We start from the raw sequence: 14,066 nt of genomic DNA on the forward strand, positions 1-14,066 counted from the left end.
TCCCCCTGCCTTCTCCCGTAGAGAACGGGCCCGAGCCTTAGAACGGGTACGGTGCGATGTCCGGGCGCATGGTGAGCCACTGGATCTCGGTGAAGGACTCCATGTTGGCGTGGTGCCCGCCGATCCGTGAGCCGTTGCCGGAGTTCTTCGTCCCACCGAACGGGGAGTTGGCCTCGTCGGAGACCGTCTGCTCGTTGATGTGGACCTTGCCGGAATCCAGCCGGTCCGCGATGGTCATGGCCATGCCGACGTCGCCCAGGATGCCGATGGACAGCCCGTATTCGTTGTCGTTGGCCAGCGCCACGGCCTCGTCCAGGGTGGAGAACTTCATCACCGGGGCCACCGGGCCGAAGACTTCGTCCTTCCACGCCGGGCTGTCCTGCTTGAGGTCCACCAGCACGGTGGGCTGGTAGAACCGTCCGTCGTGGGTGCCGCCGGCGGCCAGCCGGGCGCCGGCCTGCACCGCGTCCTGGACGATCCCGTCCACCCGGTGCAGCTGGCGTTCGTCGATCACCGGGCCGAGTGCCACGGTGCCGCTCTTCGGATCTCCCACCGGCAGGTGCCCGGCTTTTTCGGCGAGGGCGGCGACGTAGTCGTCGTAGATGTCCTCGTGCACAATGTGCCGGCCGGCCGCCATGCAGATCTGGCCCTGGTGCATGAATGATCCGAACGCCGCCGCGGAGGCCGCCCTGGCCAGGTCGGCGCCGGGCAGCACGATCAGTGCGTTGTTGCCGCCTAGTTCGAGGTGCGCGCGCTTGAGCAGCCGGCCGGCGGTTTCGCCGATCTTGCGGCCGGCCGCCGTCGAGCCGGTAAAGGCGATGACCCGGACCTCGGGGGCCTCGACGACGGCGGCGCCGATCTCCGCGCCGCCGGGGAGCAGGGAGAGCAGCCCCGACGGGAGGCCGGCCTCCTCGAAGATCCGCATTACCGTCACCCCGCCGCAGACCGCGGTGCGCGGGTCCGGCTTGAGCAGCACGGCGTTGCCGAGGGCCAGGGCCGGGGCGACGGCGCGGATCGAAAGGATCAGCGGGAAGTTAAACGGGGCGATCACCGAAACCACGCCCACCGGCCGGCGCCGGGCGAAGGACCAGCGGTTTTCGTTGGAGGTGAGCACGTCGCCGGCCGGGAGTGAGGGCAGCGCGGACGCGTCGTAGCATTCGTTGGCGGCGATGTGCGTTTCCAGCCCGGCCTTGGGCGGGATGCCGCCGGATTCGCGGACAATCCAGTCCTGGATTTCGGCGGCGTGCTCCTCCCAGAGCTGGCCGGCGCGGCGCAGCACGGCGGCCCGGTCCTCGGGATTGCGGGCGGCCCATTCCCTTTGTGCCTTGGCAGCGGCCGTGGCGGCCTCCCGGACATCCGCAACGGAGGCGACACCGTAGCTGCCCAGGGTGTCGCCGGTGGCTGGTTCGACGGCGTCAGCGGTCCCGCCGCCGCCGGTGCGCCAGCCGTTGAGGTAGATCTTGCCCTCCCAGAGGGCGGAGTCGAGCAGGGACATGAGGTGTCCTTTCATCGTGGGATGTCGCTTGACCGAAGCCTACCGAAGCGGGATCGCCGCGGCACCCAAGCGGCAGGCCGGCGCAGGGCATCCCTGTGGAGTGCCCTGCGCCGGAAGGGCCTGGCTTAGCCTGCGTTGACGAACTTGATGCACTGCCCCTGGTTCTTGAAGGCCGGCACGAAGCTCTTCCAGCCGCTGTCCTTGCAGCTCTCGGCCGACAGCGGCACGACGACCTTCTCTCCGTTGCGCTGGTCCCACGCGGACATGCCGTTATTCGCCGCGCTCAGGGCTGCCATGGACGGGTACCGGTCTGCGCTGGTGCCGGCGAAGACGACGAAGCCCCACTCGCTGGGCTGGGCCGCATCTCCAGCGCGGTTGTCCTGGAAGGTAAAGTCGGCGTTGTCGATCAGGAAGTCGCCCTTGGTGTTGTAAAGCGTGTTGCCTTCGATCACGCCGCTGCCGTTCGGGTTCAGGTACGCGCCGCTGCGCAGCGAGTGGAAGGTGTTCCCACTCAGGGCCAGTCCGGTGATGCTGCCCTGGGTGACGACGCCGCGGTTGGCAATCCAGCCGGTCATCGGCAGTGCCTGGTTGGGGCCGTAAACCGTGGTGCCGGAAATGGTGACATCGGCGGCACCGACCTGGATAAATTCCTTGGGGTACGGGACGCTGCTGGTGATTGTGAGGTCCGTCAGGCTCGATCCGTCGGCGGCCAGCAGGACGGTCACGGCATCCGAGGTCTGCTTAAGGGTGGCGCCGCTGGTGCCCGTGACCGTGACGTCTTTGTTCACGATGGTGGTGCCGGACACTGTCAGTGCGCCCTGGACCTGGATGGTGTCTCCGGGTTGGGACGCGTCCACGGCGGACTGGATGGAGGTGTAGCTGCAGCCCTCGGCGCAGACGGTGTGGAGCGCGGCAGCGGAGGCCGCCGGCGCCGCGATCCCGGCTCCCGCGAAACCGGCAGCAAGGAGCACGGCAAGGAATGGCTTTTTCAAAAGAGGTCCCCCAGAACTTGGTATGGATGGAAGCCGTCCTCGGCTCCCGCGTCCCCCGCGCAGGATCCCTCAGGTTTCCTGCGGCAGGATTTCAGCTAACCCTAAAACACTGATCGCGCCCGAGCCGGCTACCGGAGTACTCGTTTTCTTGGGTGCCACTACTTGGTTTTGTGCCGCGGCCGGCGTTGCCGCCTTGCCGCTCGCATAGGCCCTCCCCTGGCCCGCAGGGTGACGTTCGGCCCTAGCCCGGCGCTGATGGGCGCTCGCACAGTGGACCATGGCCAACATCTACCTTCCGTTCGGGACCGTCGAGGGCCAGACCGCCCGGATCGCCGAGTACCTCGCCTACGTCATCCGTGAACACGGCCACGAAGCCCGGACCGCCGACCTCCAGACCTCCGGCACCGCCCTCCCGGACAACTACGACGGCGTCATCGTCGGCGCCTCGGTCCACATGGGCAAGCACGAGGGGGTGGTCACCGACTTTGTCCGCGCGAACAAGGCGGCGCTGGAACGTCTCCCCTCGGCGCTGTTCTCGGTCAGCCTCGCCGTGGTCGGGGACGAAGAACGGGCGGAAGGTTACGTGGAGAAGTTCGAGGAGGAAACAGGGTGGCGCCCGGCGCATGTCGGCTTGTTCGGCGGGGCGCTGCTCTACAGCCAGTACGGCTTCCTAAAGCGGCACATGATGAAGAAGATCGTCAGGGGCCAGGGCTCCTCGGACACTGACATGTCCCGTGACTACGTCTACACCGAGTGGGACGGCGTCCGCCGCTTCGCGGAGGACTTCCTGGCCGGGCTGCCTGCAGCCGGCGCTTAGACGGCCGCGGCCCGCACGTTCCCCGACGTCGAACTTCCCCGGGCCATCCGGGCGGCGACCAGGTAGACGATTCCGGTGATCAGCGGGACCACGCTTGCCGCGGCGAGCGAGGCCGCCGGGCCGGACCTGCCCAGGACGGTGATCAGCAGCGGCAGCGCCCCCAGCGCCAGCAGCAGCCACCCTGCCAGAGCGGTGCGCTTCAGACCGAGGACGGCGGCCGGGAATGCGAGGGCGACGACGCCCACAGCCAGCACCGGCCCGTTGGCAGCTTGGAAGCTGCGCGCCGTCGCCGGGTCGACGGCGAACCACACGCAGACGGCGATGAAGGCGGCAGTCAGTACCATCAGTAGGGGAGCGGTTCCGGCCGGCCAGAACCAGGCGAGGGCGGCAAGGACCAGCATCGGCGCAGCCCAGGCCAGGATCATCATCAGCCCGGCAGACCCGCCCGGTTCCTCCATGGCGTAAGCGCCGATGAACGCGCCGCCGAAGACGGTGAAGACCGCCATCAGCACTACGCCCGTCCTCGTCAGTACGGTCGCCCGCCGCTGCGGATCCTTCTGCCGGTTGAAGACAACTCCAAGCACGACGGCGACCACGACGATGGCGGCGACCGCCAGGATGACGGGAACGGACATTGCTGCCTCCTGGAGACGGTGAGAACCTGCGCCCATTGAAACCGCGTGGGGCGGATAAGCCAAGGGGACAAAGGCCTGATGGGCGTGGACCACACGGACGACGGTTCCGGTGCGGGCGACCAGGGATTAAGTCCTCTATCTCCGGCTGTGGCGGCTATGTCATAGTGTCCGCCATGGGAAAATCCCGCAAAAATGACGGACCGTCCGCCGGCCTTGTAGTCGCGCTGATCGCCATTGCGCTGGTGGTCACGTTCTGGCAATGGATCCTGCTCGGAATCATCCTCTACGTACTTTTCCGGGTCCTGTGGAAGGTCCATCTGAGCAAGAACGCCGACCCGTATCCGGCGCCGAGAACGCAGCGGCCGCCCATGCCCCAGCCCGTCCTGGCCATGCCTGTGCCTAGGGGCGGCCGGGAGTCCTTAGCCAAGCCCAAGCCTATGCCGGCGCGTGAGCTGCCGGCACCGGACTACCTGCCCAGATGGACCACCACGCGCCGGTTTTACACTGATCGCGAGCATGATGACTGGCAGAAGCAGTTCGACAGCGTGACTTAGCGAAGCCCCGTCGGAGGCGCGGGTGCACGGGAGTGATCGCTCCTGAACTTGGCTTAGGTATAGGTCTGTCCGCCTGACGTCAGTGCAGTCACGCCCTCAAACCTTTACGCCCTGGAAATGCTTCTCGATAACCCCCTTGATGTCCTCGTGGCAGCCGCCGCAGCCGGTTCCGGCGCGGGTGGAGGCTGAGACCTCGGCCACCGTCCTGCAACCGGAGGAAACCGCGGCGGCAATGGAAGTCCCGCTCACTCCGGCGCACCGGCAGACGGTGCGCTCCGGATCGGTAACAGGAGAAGCAGCTTGGTCCGGTCCGTCCAGGCGCAGCAGCAGCGACCGGTCCGCGGGGAGTTCCGCGCCGCGCTCGAAGAGCTGCATCAGCTCCGCCGCGGTTCGGGGCATGCCCACGGCCACCAGGCCTTCCAACACCCCTGCGCGCGTGGTCATCTTGACGTAGCGGCCGTGCTCGGGGTCCGCCCACTGCGCGACCTGCAGCCGCGCCCGTCCGACGGCTGCCCCCGCCGTCAAAGACTCCTCGTCCCACGGCTCGGCAGACACTTCCCCGGCCACAGCCAGGGTCAGCCCTCGGGCCTTGAGCACCAGCACCCCCGGCTGTTCGGCCGGCAGCGGCGGCAAAGCTGCGGCTTCGGAGGAAGCGCCGGCTGCCAGGAGAGCCAGGTAATGAGCCAGCCATTCGGCCTGCCGCCAGCCCGGTCCCACCAGCCCGGACGGGCCGCGTGCGCTCCGGCAGGCCACGCACTCCGGGTCGGGGCAGCGGACCTCGGCGCAGTCGCCAATCGCGAAGATGTGGGGCTCGTGGTGCGCCCGCAGCCGGTGGTCCACCAGGATGCCGGCCGCCGTCGACAGCCCGCAACCCGCCGCGAGTTCGGTCCGCGGCCGGACGCCGCAGGAGAGCACCAGCAGATCGCCGTCGATCGCGGAACCATCCGCCAGCAGCAGCGCCGAGAAGCCGCCGTCGGGCCCGGTCTCCACTGAAACCGAACGCGCGTTGCCGGCCACCCGCACGCCGCAGTTGCGCAGCGAAGCGGCGAGCACCGCGCCGCCGCCGCGGTCGATGTTGCGGCCCAGCGGGTGCGGTCCGTTGTGCACCACGGTGACGGCGGCGCCCTCCTCGGCCGCGGCCAGCGCCGTCTCGAGGCCGAGCACACCGCCGCCGAGGACCACCACGCGCTTGCCGCCTGCCACCGCCGCCTGCAGCGCCGAGGCATCCGCCAGGTCCCGCAGCGCCGTCACGCCGGCGGGGAGCACCGGGGCGGCCGGGTCCGGGTTGAGGCCGGTGAGGTTGGGGATCGCCGGACGGGAACCGGTGGCGAAGACGAGACGGTCGTAGCCGGGGGAGCTGCCGTCGCTGAGCAGGACCCGCTGCCGGGCGCGGTCCACCCGGCGGACCCGGGTACCCAGCCGCACGTCCACGCCGTCGGCCACCAGCGCCGCCGCGTCCGCCAGCGCCAGCGCCCCGGCTGTGGTCCGGCCGACGCCGAGGTCGGCCACCAGCACCCGGTTGTAGGCCGCTTCCGGCTCTTCGCCGACCACCGTCAGTTCCACCAGTCCGTCCCGCACCGCGGGCAGCAGCTCATCGATCAGCCGCGCCGCCACCGGGCCGAAGCCCACCACCACAATCCGCTCCGTCATGGGGCACCTTCCATCTGCAGAACTTCGGCGCGGGAGCCCGACGACACGGCCGGCCGCACCCACACCATGCTGGTCTTGAACTCCGGCATCCCGGAGACCGGATCCGTGGCCGCCTCGGTGAGCCGGTTGGCGCTCTCCAGGCCCGGGAAGTGGAACGGCAGGAACACGGTTTCCGGCCGGATTTCCGCGCTCAGCTCCGTCCGGCACAGGACCTCGCCGCGCCCGTTGGCAATCACGACGGCGTCGCCCTCGGCGATGCCCTGCGCCGCGGCGGCGGCCGGGTGGATCTGCAGCCGGGCCCCGGGCCGGGCGGCGGCGAGGGCGGCCACCCGGCGGGTCTGGGCGCCGGACTGGTAATGCTCCAGCAGTCGCCCGGTGATCAGAGTCATCGGGGTGCCGGCCGGGCCAGCGTCCGCCGGGCCGGCGGCCGTCCCGGCAGGCGTAGGCGTCCGACGGCGGGGCGCCACCGGAGTGAAGACCGCACGGCCGTCCGGATGGGCGAAGGAGTCCAGGAACAGCCGCGGCGTCCCGGTGCTCCCGGCCGGGTAGGGCCAGTAGGCTTCCTCGCCGCGGTCCAGCAGGGCGTAGTCGATCCCGGAGTAGTCGGCCAGGCCGCCCGCGGAGGCGAGCCGGAGTTCCTCGAATACGGTCTCCGGGTTCTCGCTGTACGTCGAGGGCGCCTCGAGCAGGCCGGCCAGCCGGGTCATGATCCAGAGTTCGCTGCGCACGCCGGGCGGGGGAGCGATGGCCCGGCGGCGGCGCAGCACCCGGCCCTCGAGGTTGGTCAGGGTGCCTTCCTCCTCCGCCCACTGGGTGACCGGCAGGATCAGGTCCGCCTCGGCCGCGGTCTCGGACATAAAGAAGTCGCAGACCACCAGGAAGTCCAGGCTGCGCAGGCCGGCGATCACGGCGTTCGCGTCCGGGGCGGAGACCGCCACGTTGGCGCCGTGCACGAACAGGCAGCGGACGCCGTCGGGCCGCCCCAGGGACTTCAGCAGCTCGACGGCGGGGACGCCCGGCCCGGGGATCAACGCCTCCGGGACGCCCCACACGCCGGCGACGTGGGCGCGGGCTGCGGGGTCGGTGATCTTGCGGTAGCCGGGGAGCTGGTCCGCCTTTTGGCCGTGCTCGCGGCCGCCCTGGCCGTTGCCCTGGCCGGTGAGGGTGCCGTAGCCGCTGCGGGCCGAGCCCGGCAGGCCCAGCAGCAGGGCGAGGTTGATGGCGGCGGTGGCGGTGTCCGTGCCGTCCACGTGCTGTTCCACGCCGCGGCCGGTGAGGATGTAGCTGCCGTCCTGCCGCGCCCCTTCGGCCAGTCGGCGGGCGGTGTCGCGGATCAGCCCGGCCGGGACCCCGGTGAGGGACTGCACGCGCTCGGGCCAGTAGGGGGCGACGCTGCGGGCCAGGGCGTCGTAGCCGGTGGTGCGGTCCGCGATGTACCCGGCGTCCGTGAGGCCCTCGTGGACCACCACGTGGGCCAGGCCCAGCAGCAGGGCGAGGTCCGTGCCCGGCAGCGGCTGCAGGTGCAGGCCGCCGCCGTCGGCCGTGAACGCCGCGGTGGCGGAGCGCCGCGGGTCCACGACGATCAACCCGCCGGCGTCGCGGGCGCCCTGCAGGTGCTGGACGAAAGGCGGCATGGTCTCGGCGACGTTGGAGCCAAGCAGCAGGATGGTGCTGGCGGTATCGAGGTCCGCCAGCGGGAACGGCAGGCCCCGGTCCAGGCCGAAGGCGCGCATCGCGGCCGCGGCGGCCGAGGACATGCAGAACCGGCCGTTGTAGTCGATCCGCGAGGTGCCGAGGGCCAGCCGGGCGAATTTGCCCAGCTGGTAGGCCTTCTCGTTGGTGAGGCCGCCGCCGCCGAACACGCCGACGGCGTCCGGCCCGGACGCGGCGCGGGTGTCCCTGACCGCCGCGGCGGCGAGCTCCAGCGCCGTGTCCCAGCTGACCGGGCGGTGCACGCCGTCGGGGCCCTTGAGCAGCGGCTCGGTGACACGCCCCGGGTGCTTCAGCAGCGACGCCGAGGTCCAGCCCTTGCGGCACAGCCCGCCGCGGTTGGTCGGGAAGTCGCGGCCGGCCACCTCCAGCGGGGCCTCCGGAGCCGCCGCCGGAGCCTCCGGAGCCGCCGCCGGAGCTGCATCCGCCGCCGGAGCGGTCAGCGTCATGGCGCACTGCAGCGCGCAGTACGGGCAGTGGGTGGCGGCGCCGTCGCCCATTTAGACGTGTCCTTTGCCGTGGCGTGCTGCCGGGCGCAGGTAGCAGGCCCAGCAGACGGCCAGCATCACCAGGTAGGCCGCGACGAAGCCGTAGAAGGCCGGGGTGTAGGAGCCGCTGGCGGTGTTGGAGGCGTTGAGGACCTGGGGGATCACGAAGCCGCCGTAGGCGCCGATCGCGGAGATGAGGCCCAGCGCGGAGGACGCCAGCCGCTGGGTGTTCACCGTGCTGGCCCCGGAGAGGGCTGCCCGGCTGTGCAGGGCGAAGATCACCGGGATCATCCGGTAGGTGGCGCCGTTGCCGAAGCCGCTGGCCGTGAACAGCGCCAGGAACAGGGCCAGGAAGAGCCAGAAGTTGCCCAGCGGCAGGGTCCAGACCATGGTCAGGGTGATGACGGCCATCGCGGCGAACGCGGTCACGGTCATCCGCGCGCCGCCCAGCCGGTCCGCCATCCGTCCGCCGTAGGGCCGGGCCAGTGACCCGACCAGCGGGCCGAGGAACGCCAGGGACAGGGCCACGGTGCCGACGCCGATCGAGGAGAACGCCGGGAAGTAGTCCTTGATGAGTTTGGGGAACACGCCGGCGAAGCCGATGAAGGAGCCGAAGGTGCCGATGTAGAGCAGCGCCATGACCCACAGGTGCGGTTCCTTGACCGCGGCAAGCGAACCGGCGACGTCGCCCTTGGCGCTGGTCAGGTTGTCCATGTACTTCCAGGCGCCGAACGCGGCGAGCAGGATCAGCGGGATCCACATCAGCCCGGCCACCGGCAGGTTCACGGTGCCGGCGGCCAGTACGGTGATGGCGACCGGCACGGCGAGCTGGGCGACGGCGGCGCCCAGGTTCCCGCCGGCGGCGTTCAGCCCCAGCGCCCAGCCCTTTTCCCGGGCCGGGTAGAAGAAGGTGATGTTGGCCATCGAGCTGGCGAAGTTGCCTCCGCCGAAGCCGGCCAGGGCGGCCACGAGCAGCATGACGCCGAACGGGGTGCCGGGGTTGCCCACGCACAGGGCCAGTCCGGTCGACGGGATCAGCAGCAGCATGGCTGAGACAATCGTCCAGTTCCGGCCGCCGAAGCGGGGAACCATAAAGGTGTAGGGGATCCGGAGCGTCGCGCCCACCAGGCTGGGCATCGAGATCAGCCAGAAGATTTCGTTCGTGGAGAAGCGGAAGCCGGCCGCGGGGAGCTGGACCACCACGATCGACCAGAGCTGCCAGACCACAAAGCCCAGGAACTCGGCGACGATGGACCAGTTCAGGTTCCGGCGCGCGATGCCCCGGCCCAGGGACTCCCACTGGGCCTTGTTCTCGGCGTCCCAGTTGGCGATCCAGCGGCCCGGGCGGTACTCGAGGGCGGGGGCGCCGACGGCGGTGCGTTCGGCGAGCGAGGCGCGTTCCGGGGCGGCAGGTGCGGAGTCGGCGTCGTGGTTCGGGGAAACGCCGGTAGCGGCGTCGGCAATGCGTTCAGCAGTCACGGGGACCTCCTTCGGGGTGTCCCTCAAAACTAGGGACGCCGCGTTTCCGGGAGGCTCGCGCATTGTTAACGTGCTGTGACGTTTGCCTATCGGCGGCTATGTAACGGCGTGAGGCCGCGGCTCTTCAGCGCTTCTATGACCTGGCCGGCGGTCGGCGCGCCCGCACGGCCGCCGGGCGTCGGGTAGATGCGGCAAGCGAGCTCCCCGCTGGGCGGCCCGCCGGGGAAGATGTCGGAGCTGGTTCCTGTCCGGTCTCCGGCCTACTTAGCGGCGTCGGTGAGTTTCTGGCGGAATTCTTCTTCGCTGTTGAGGACGAGCTTTTTGCCGTTGAGGAAGAACGTGGGTGTCCCGGTCACCCCCAGGGCCGTGCCGTCCGCGACGTCCTGGCGGATCCGGGCTCTCGTCTTTTCATCCGCCACGGCGGCGTCGTAGGCCTTCAGGTCCAGGCCCAGCTCCTGCGCGAAGGTCCTGAACACCGCGCTTTGGGAATCCTGCTTGTTGCCCCACTGCGGCTGGGTTTCGAACAGCTTTGCGGCCATCTGTTCGTACTTGCCCTGCGCGGCCGCGGCTTCGACGGCGAGGGCGGCGTTGCCGGAGTTCCGGTGCCCGGGGAGCGGGAAGTAGCGGTGGACGAACGTGATCCGGTCCCCGTACTCCTGCTTCAGCTCCTGCACGAGCGGCTCGGCGGCGTGGCAGGATTCGCACTCGAAGTCCAGGAACTCGACCAGCTGCGCCTTCTCCGTGGCCGGGGAGGTCACCCGGTGGCTGTCCTCCCGGACGAGCTGGGCGTCCGCGGCCGCAGGCGGGGGTGCGGGTGTGGGTGTGGGTTTGCTGGCGGTGAAGGCCGCGTACCAGATGAGCCCGCCGAAGACGACGAGTCCCAGCAGGATCCAGATCAGCAGGCGGGCCGTCCGGGCCGTCCTTGCCGGGTCGCTGGGGGACGGCTTGTTATTCAGGGTCTGTGTCATCGGTGGCGGATGCTGTTCTCTTCGGTGCGGGCGGGGTTCATAGCTCAGCCGTGCCGTGGCGGGATGGGGAGGCTGGCGACTTTGGGTTCGGGACCGGATCCGCAGCCCTCGCAGCAGCCAGCGGCGTCGACGTCGTCGACGTCGGTGGCATCGGCGTTGTGGGCGGCGTCGACGTCGTCGGCCACGGCGTGGGGGACGGCGCAGCAAACGTCGCCTTTCCAGGCGTTGATGCCTTCGCGCATGGCGATCCCGGCGATGACCAGGGCCGCGCCGGCGTCCGCCCACCACCATCCCAGCATGCTGTTCAGGACGAGGCCGAGCAGCAGGACCGCGGAGAGGTACGTGCACAGCAGCGTCTGCTTGGAATCTGCCACCGCGGTCCTGGAGCCGAGCTCGCGGCCGGCCCGGCGCTGCAGCCAGGAGAGGACGGGCATAACGGCCAGGCTCAGGGCAGCGATGACGATGCCCGGGATGGAGTGCTGTGCCTCGCCGCCTCCGGTCAGCGACCTGACGGAGTCCACGGAGACGAACAGCGCCAGGGCGAAGAAGGAGATCGCGATGATCCGCAGGGTCAGGTGCTCACGCCGTTCCGGGTCTTTCGCGGAGAACTGCCAGGACAAGGCGACCGCGGAGGCGACCTCGATCACCGAATCAAGTCCAAAGCCGATGAGGGCGGACGAGTCCGCGAGGTTGCCTGCCCAGAGCGCGACGACGGCCTCAACGATGTTGTAGGTGATTGTCGTGGCCGCGAACAGCCGGATCCGCCGGCTGAGGGTGGCACGGCGGGCGGCGGTAGGGGCTGCTTGGATTGTTGTGGTCATGCCAGGCACGTCCCGTCCGGGGTGCAGCAGGCGGGGTCAACGGCCAGCACGACGCCGAGCAGGTCACTGATCGCGTGCCCCAGCCGGGCGTCGGCGAGCTCATACCGGGTCCGCCGGCCGTCCGGGACGGCCACCACCAGGCCGCAGCCCCGCAGGCAGGTCAGGTGGTTGGACATGCTCTGCCGCGAGACCCCCAGGGAATCGGCGAGCTCCGAGGGGTACGCGGCCGCCTTCGCCAAAGCCAGCAGAATCCGCGCCCGGGTGGGGTCGGAGACCGCGTGGCCGAACCGGGCCAACACCGGCGCATGCGTGAGGGTTTCCATCTCCCCAAAGTACATCGGCGCATGTATTCAGGCAATTTTGTATTGAGCCGTATCCGGACGACACGCGGCGTCCAAATAGTGGAACATTTGTCCATTGTGTGGACGCGGCGAACTATTATCGGAGCTATATCCATTCCTTTTGCCGGTCGTCTTTTCGCAGGGCGGGCCGGTCTTCATGAAAGCGTCACTACATGTCATCCACTGCCACTTCAGCGGAGCAGGGGTCTGCCAAGCAGGTGAACTCGCGCGGCCGCGTGATCGTCGCCAGCCTGATCGGCACCACCGTTGAGTTCTACGACTTCTACGTCTATGCCACGGCCGCCGTCTTGGTCTTCCCGAAGCTCTTCTTCCCGGGCCAGAACGAGACGACCCAGCTGCTGAGCTCCTTCGCCGTCTTCGGCGTCGCCTTCATTGCCCGCCCGCTCGGCTCGATCGTCTTCGGCCACTTCGGTGACAAGTTCGGCCGCAAGGGGACCCTGGTCGCCTCACTGCTCACCATGGGCATCGCGACCTTCCTGATCGGCTGCCTCCCGACGGCGACCGTTCCCGGCTGGACCTTCTGGGCCCCGGCACTGCTGGTGGTCATGCGGTTCGCCCAGGGCCTCGCCCTCGGCGGCGAATGGAGCGGCGCGGCCCTGCTGGCCACCGAGAACGCCCCGGCGAACAAGCGGGCCATCTACGGCACGTTCCCGCAGTTGGGCGCGCCGATCGGCTTCATCATCGCCAACGTTATCTTCCTGGTCTTCAGCTACACCCTGTCCCCGTCGGCCTTCGAGGCCTGGGGCTGGCGTGTGCCGTTCCTGCTCAGCGCCGTGATGGTCATCATCGGCCTGTACGTCCGGCTCAAGCTGATCGAAACCCCGGCCTTCACCAAGGTCCTCGAATCCAACGAGGTCGCCAAGCTGCCGCTGGGCCGCGTCTTCAAGACGAGCTGGCGCCAACTGATCCTGGGCACGTTCATCATGCTCGCCACCTACGTGCTCTTCTACCTGATGACCACGTTCACGCTGACCTACGGCACCCGCGCGTCCACCCTGGACGCCGCCAAGGCCGCCGCAGAGAAGGCCGGCAAGCCGATGACCGAAGCGGCCGCCGCGGCGTTCGTTCCGGGTCTGGGCTACACCCGCAACGACTTCCTCTGGATGCTGATTGCCGGCGTCGTGTTCTTCGGCATCTTCACCCTGGTCTCCGGCCCGCTGGCCGAGAAGTACGGCCGCCGCAAGATGCTGATCGCCGTCACCGCGGGTATCTTCGTTTTCGGCCTGCTGTTTGTTCCGCTCTTCAGCGCCGGCTTCGCGGGGACCATGGGCCTGCTGATCATCGGCTTCTCGCTGATGGGCCTGACGTTCGGTCCGATGGGCGCGCTGCTGCCTGAACTGTTCCCGACCAACGTCCGGTACACCGGCTCGGCCGTCAGCTACAACGTCTCATCCATCCTTGGCGCGGCCGTGGCGCCGTTCATCGCCGTCTGGCTCTGGGAAATGGCGAAGGGCAGCCCGGTGCTGGTGGGCGTGTACCTCACCGCCATGGCCGTGCTGACGCTGATCGCCCTGTTTGTTAGCAAGGAAACCCGCGACCTGGACTACGAGAACAACGTAGCCTGACGCTCCAGCCCGGTTCTTGGCCGAAAAGCCCGGTGTGTTCTGCGGACACGCCGGGCTTTTCCGCGTCCCGACGCTCCCGCAGGTTGTGCCGGCGTGGGCCCGACGCTCCCTCAGGTCCGGTGGTTGTGGGCCCGACGCTCCCTCAGGTCTGGTGGTTGTGGGCCCGACGCTCCCTCAGGTCTGGTGGTTGTGGGCCCGACGCTCCCTCAGGTCTGGTGGTTGTGGGCCCGACGCTCCCGCAGGTTGTGCCGGCGTGGGCCCGACGCTCCCTCAGGTCTGGTGGTTGTGGGCCCGACGCTCCCGCAGTTCCTGCCGGCGAGGATCCGTCACTCCCGCAGGTTTAGTCGCTACGGGCCGTCGCTCCCGCAGGTTTAGTCGCTAGGGGCCGTCGCTCCCGCAAGTCCATTTCGGAAAGTGCAGGAGCGTCGTCCTCATGACGGCCCGATTTGCGGGAGGGTCGTGGAAGCGGCGGCCGGATGTGAGGGAGCGTCCTGGAAGCGGCGACCGGATGTGCGGGAGGGTCGTCGAAT

Annotated in this window: 12 protein-coding genes; 3 read left to right on the forward strand and 9 right to left on the reverse strand. The window is 69.4% G+C overall.

Features of this window, described 5'->3' with window-relative positions; all coding sequences use genetic code 11:
• Positions 1-37: 37 nt before the first annotated feature.
• Positions 38-1,495, reverse strand: a complete 1,458-nt coding sequence (locus tag AC1MBE_RS14835; RefSeq protein WP_479779260.1) for a benzaldehyde dehydrogenase — start codon at positions 1,493-1,495, stop codon at positions 38-40.
• A gap of 125 nt (positions 1,496-1,620) precedes the next feature.
• Entirely contained in the window at positions 1,621-2,487 is an 867-nt protein-coding gene (locus AC1MBE_RS14840) for a right-handed parallel beta-helix repeat-containing protein (protein WP_479779261.1), read from the reverse strand.
• A 277-nt stretch (positions 2,488-2,764) separates the two neighbouring features.
• On the opposite strand from AC1MBE_RS14840, the gene AC1MBE_RS14845 reads away from it, so the two are divergent.
• Entirely contained in the window at positions 2,765-3,304 is a 540-nt protein-coding gene (locus tag AC1MBE_RS14845) for a flavodoxin domain-containing protein (protein ID WP_479779262.1), read from the forward strand.
• On the opposite strand, the gene AC1MBE_RS14850 is transcribed toward AC1MBE_RS14845, so the two are convergent.
• Positions 3,301-3,939: a hypothetical protein gene (locus AC1MBE_RS14850; RefSeq protein WP_479779263.1), complete on the reverse strand. Its 639-nt coding sequence runs from the start codon at positions 3,937-3,939 to the stop codon at positions 3,301-3,303. The genes AC1MBE_RS14845 and AC1MBE_RS14850 overlap by 4 nt on opposite strands.
• A gap of 173 nt (positions 3,940-4,112) precedes the next feature.
• Between AC1MBE_RS14850 and AC1MBE_RS14855 the strand changes: the two genes are divergently transcribed.
• Positions 4,113-4,493, forward strand: a complete 381-nt coding sequence (locus tag AC1MBE_RS14855; protein ID WP_479779264.1) for a hypothetical protein — start codon at positions 4,113-4,115, stop codon at positions 4,491-4,493.
• 96 nt (positions 4,494-4,589) lie between these two features.
• Here the strand turns inward: AC1MBE_RS14855 and AC1MBE_RS14860 are convergent, their stop codons facing one another.
• The 6 genes from AC1MBE_RS14860 to AC1MBE_RS14885 form a co-directional block, all read right to left on the reverse strand.
• Positions 4,590-6,143, reverse strand: coding sequence for an FAD-dependent oxidoreductase (locus AC1MBE_RS14860; RefSeq protein WP_479779265.1), 1,554 nt, complete (start codon positions 6,141-6,143; stop codon positions 4,590-4,592).
• Entirely contained in the window at positions 6,140-8,353 is a 2,214-nt protein-coding gene (locus tag AC1MBE_RS14865) for a molybdopterin oxidoreductase family protein (protein ID WP_479779266.1), read from the reverse strand. Before AC1MBE_RS14865 ends, AC1MBE_RS14860 begins: the two co-directional genes overlap by 4 nt.
• Entirely contained in the window at positions 8,354-9,820 is a 1,467-nt protein-coding gene (locus AC1MBE_RS14870; protein WP_479779267.1) for an MFS transporter, read from the reverse strand.
• Positions 9,821-10,080: 260 nt separating this feature from the next.
• Complete coding sequence (locus AC1MBE_RS14875) at positions 10,081-10,788, reverse strand: DsbA family protein (protein ID WP_479779268.1); 708 nt, start codon at positions 10,786-10,788, stop codon at positions 10,081-10,083.
• A 44-nt stretch (positions 10,789-10,832) separates the two neighbouring features.
• On the reverse strand, positions 10,833-11,609 hold the full coding sequence (locus AC1MBE_RS14880) for a cation diffusion facilitator family transporter (RefSeq protein ID WP_479779269.1): 777 nt from the start codon (positions 11,607-11,609) through the stop codon (positions 10,833-10,835).
• Complete coding sequence (locus AC1MBE_RS14885; RefSeq protein ID WP_479779270.1) at positions 11,606-11,932, reverse strand: ArsR/SmtB family transcription factor; 327 nt, start codon at positions 11,930-11,932, stop codon at positions 11,606-11,608. The genes AC1MBE_RS14880 and AC1MBE_RS14885 overlap by 4 nt, the downstream gene beginning before the upstream one ends.
• A gap of 191 nt (positions 11,933-12,123) precedes the next feature.
• Here AC1MBE_RS14885 and AC1MBE_RS14890 point away from each other — a divergent pair, with 191 nt between their 5' ends.
• The gene (locus tag AC1MBE_RS14890; RefSeq protein ID WP_479779271.1) at positions 12,124-13,536 is read left to right on the forward strand and encodes an MFS transporter; all 1,413 of its coding nucleotides are present in this window, start codon (positions 12,124-12,126) and stop codon (positions 13,534-13,536) included.
• Positions 13,537-14,066 lie beyond the last annotated feature (530 nt).

The organism is Arthrobacter sp. BG5, assembly GCF_056680155.1.

Coding starts and splice junctions, on each gene's coding strand:
- AC1MBE_RS14860 (WP_479779265.1), bottom strand. CDS start 6,143: ATGACGGAGCGGATTGTGGTGGTGGGCTTCGGCCCGGTGGCGGCGCGG.
- AC1MBE_RS14855 (WP_479779264.1), top strand. CDS start 4,113: ATGGGAAAATCCCGCAAAAATGACGGACCGTCCGCCGGCCTTGTAGTC.
- AC1MBE_RS14890 (WP_479779271.1), top strand. CDS start 12,124: ATGTCATCCACTGCCACTTCAGCGGAGCAGGGGTCTGCCAAGCAGGTG.
- AC1MBE_RS14885 (WP_479779270.1), bottom strand. CDS start 11,932: ATGGAAACCCTCACGCATGCGCCGGTGTTGGCCCGGTTCGGCCACGCG.
- AC1MBE_RS14835 (WP_479779260.1), bottom strand. CDS start 1,495: ATGTCCCTGCTCGACTCCGCCCTCTGGGAGGGCAAGATCTACCTCAAC.
- AC1MBE_RS14875 (WP_479779268.1), bottom strand. CDS start 10,788: ATGACACAGACCCTGAATAACAAGCCGTCCCCCAGCGACCCGGCAAGG.
- AC1MBE_RS14880 (WP_479779269.1), bottom strand. CDS start 11,609: ATGACCACAACAATCCAAGCAGCCCCTACCGCCGCCCGCCGTGCCACC.
- AC1MBE_RS14845 (WP_479779262.1), top strand. CDS start 2,765: ATGGCCAACATCTACCTTCCGTTCGGGACCGTCGAGGGCCAGACCGCC.
- AC1MBE_RS14865 (WP_479779266.1), bottom strand. CDS start 8,353: ATGGGCGACGGCGCCGCCACCCACTGCCCGTACTGCGCGCTGCAGTGC.
- AC1MBE_RS14850 (WP_479779263.1), bottom strand. CDS start 3,939: ATGTCCGTTCCCGTCATCCTGGCGGTCGCCGCCATCGTCGTGGTCGCC.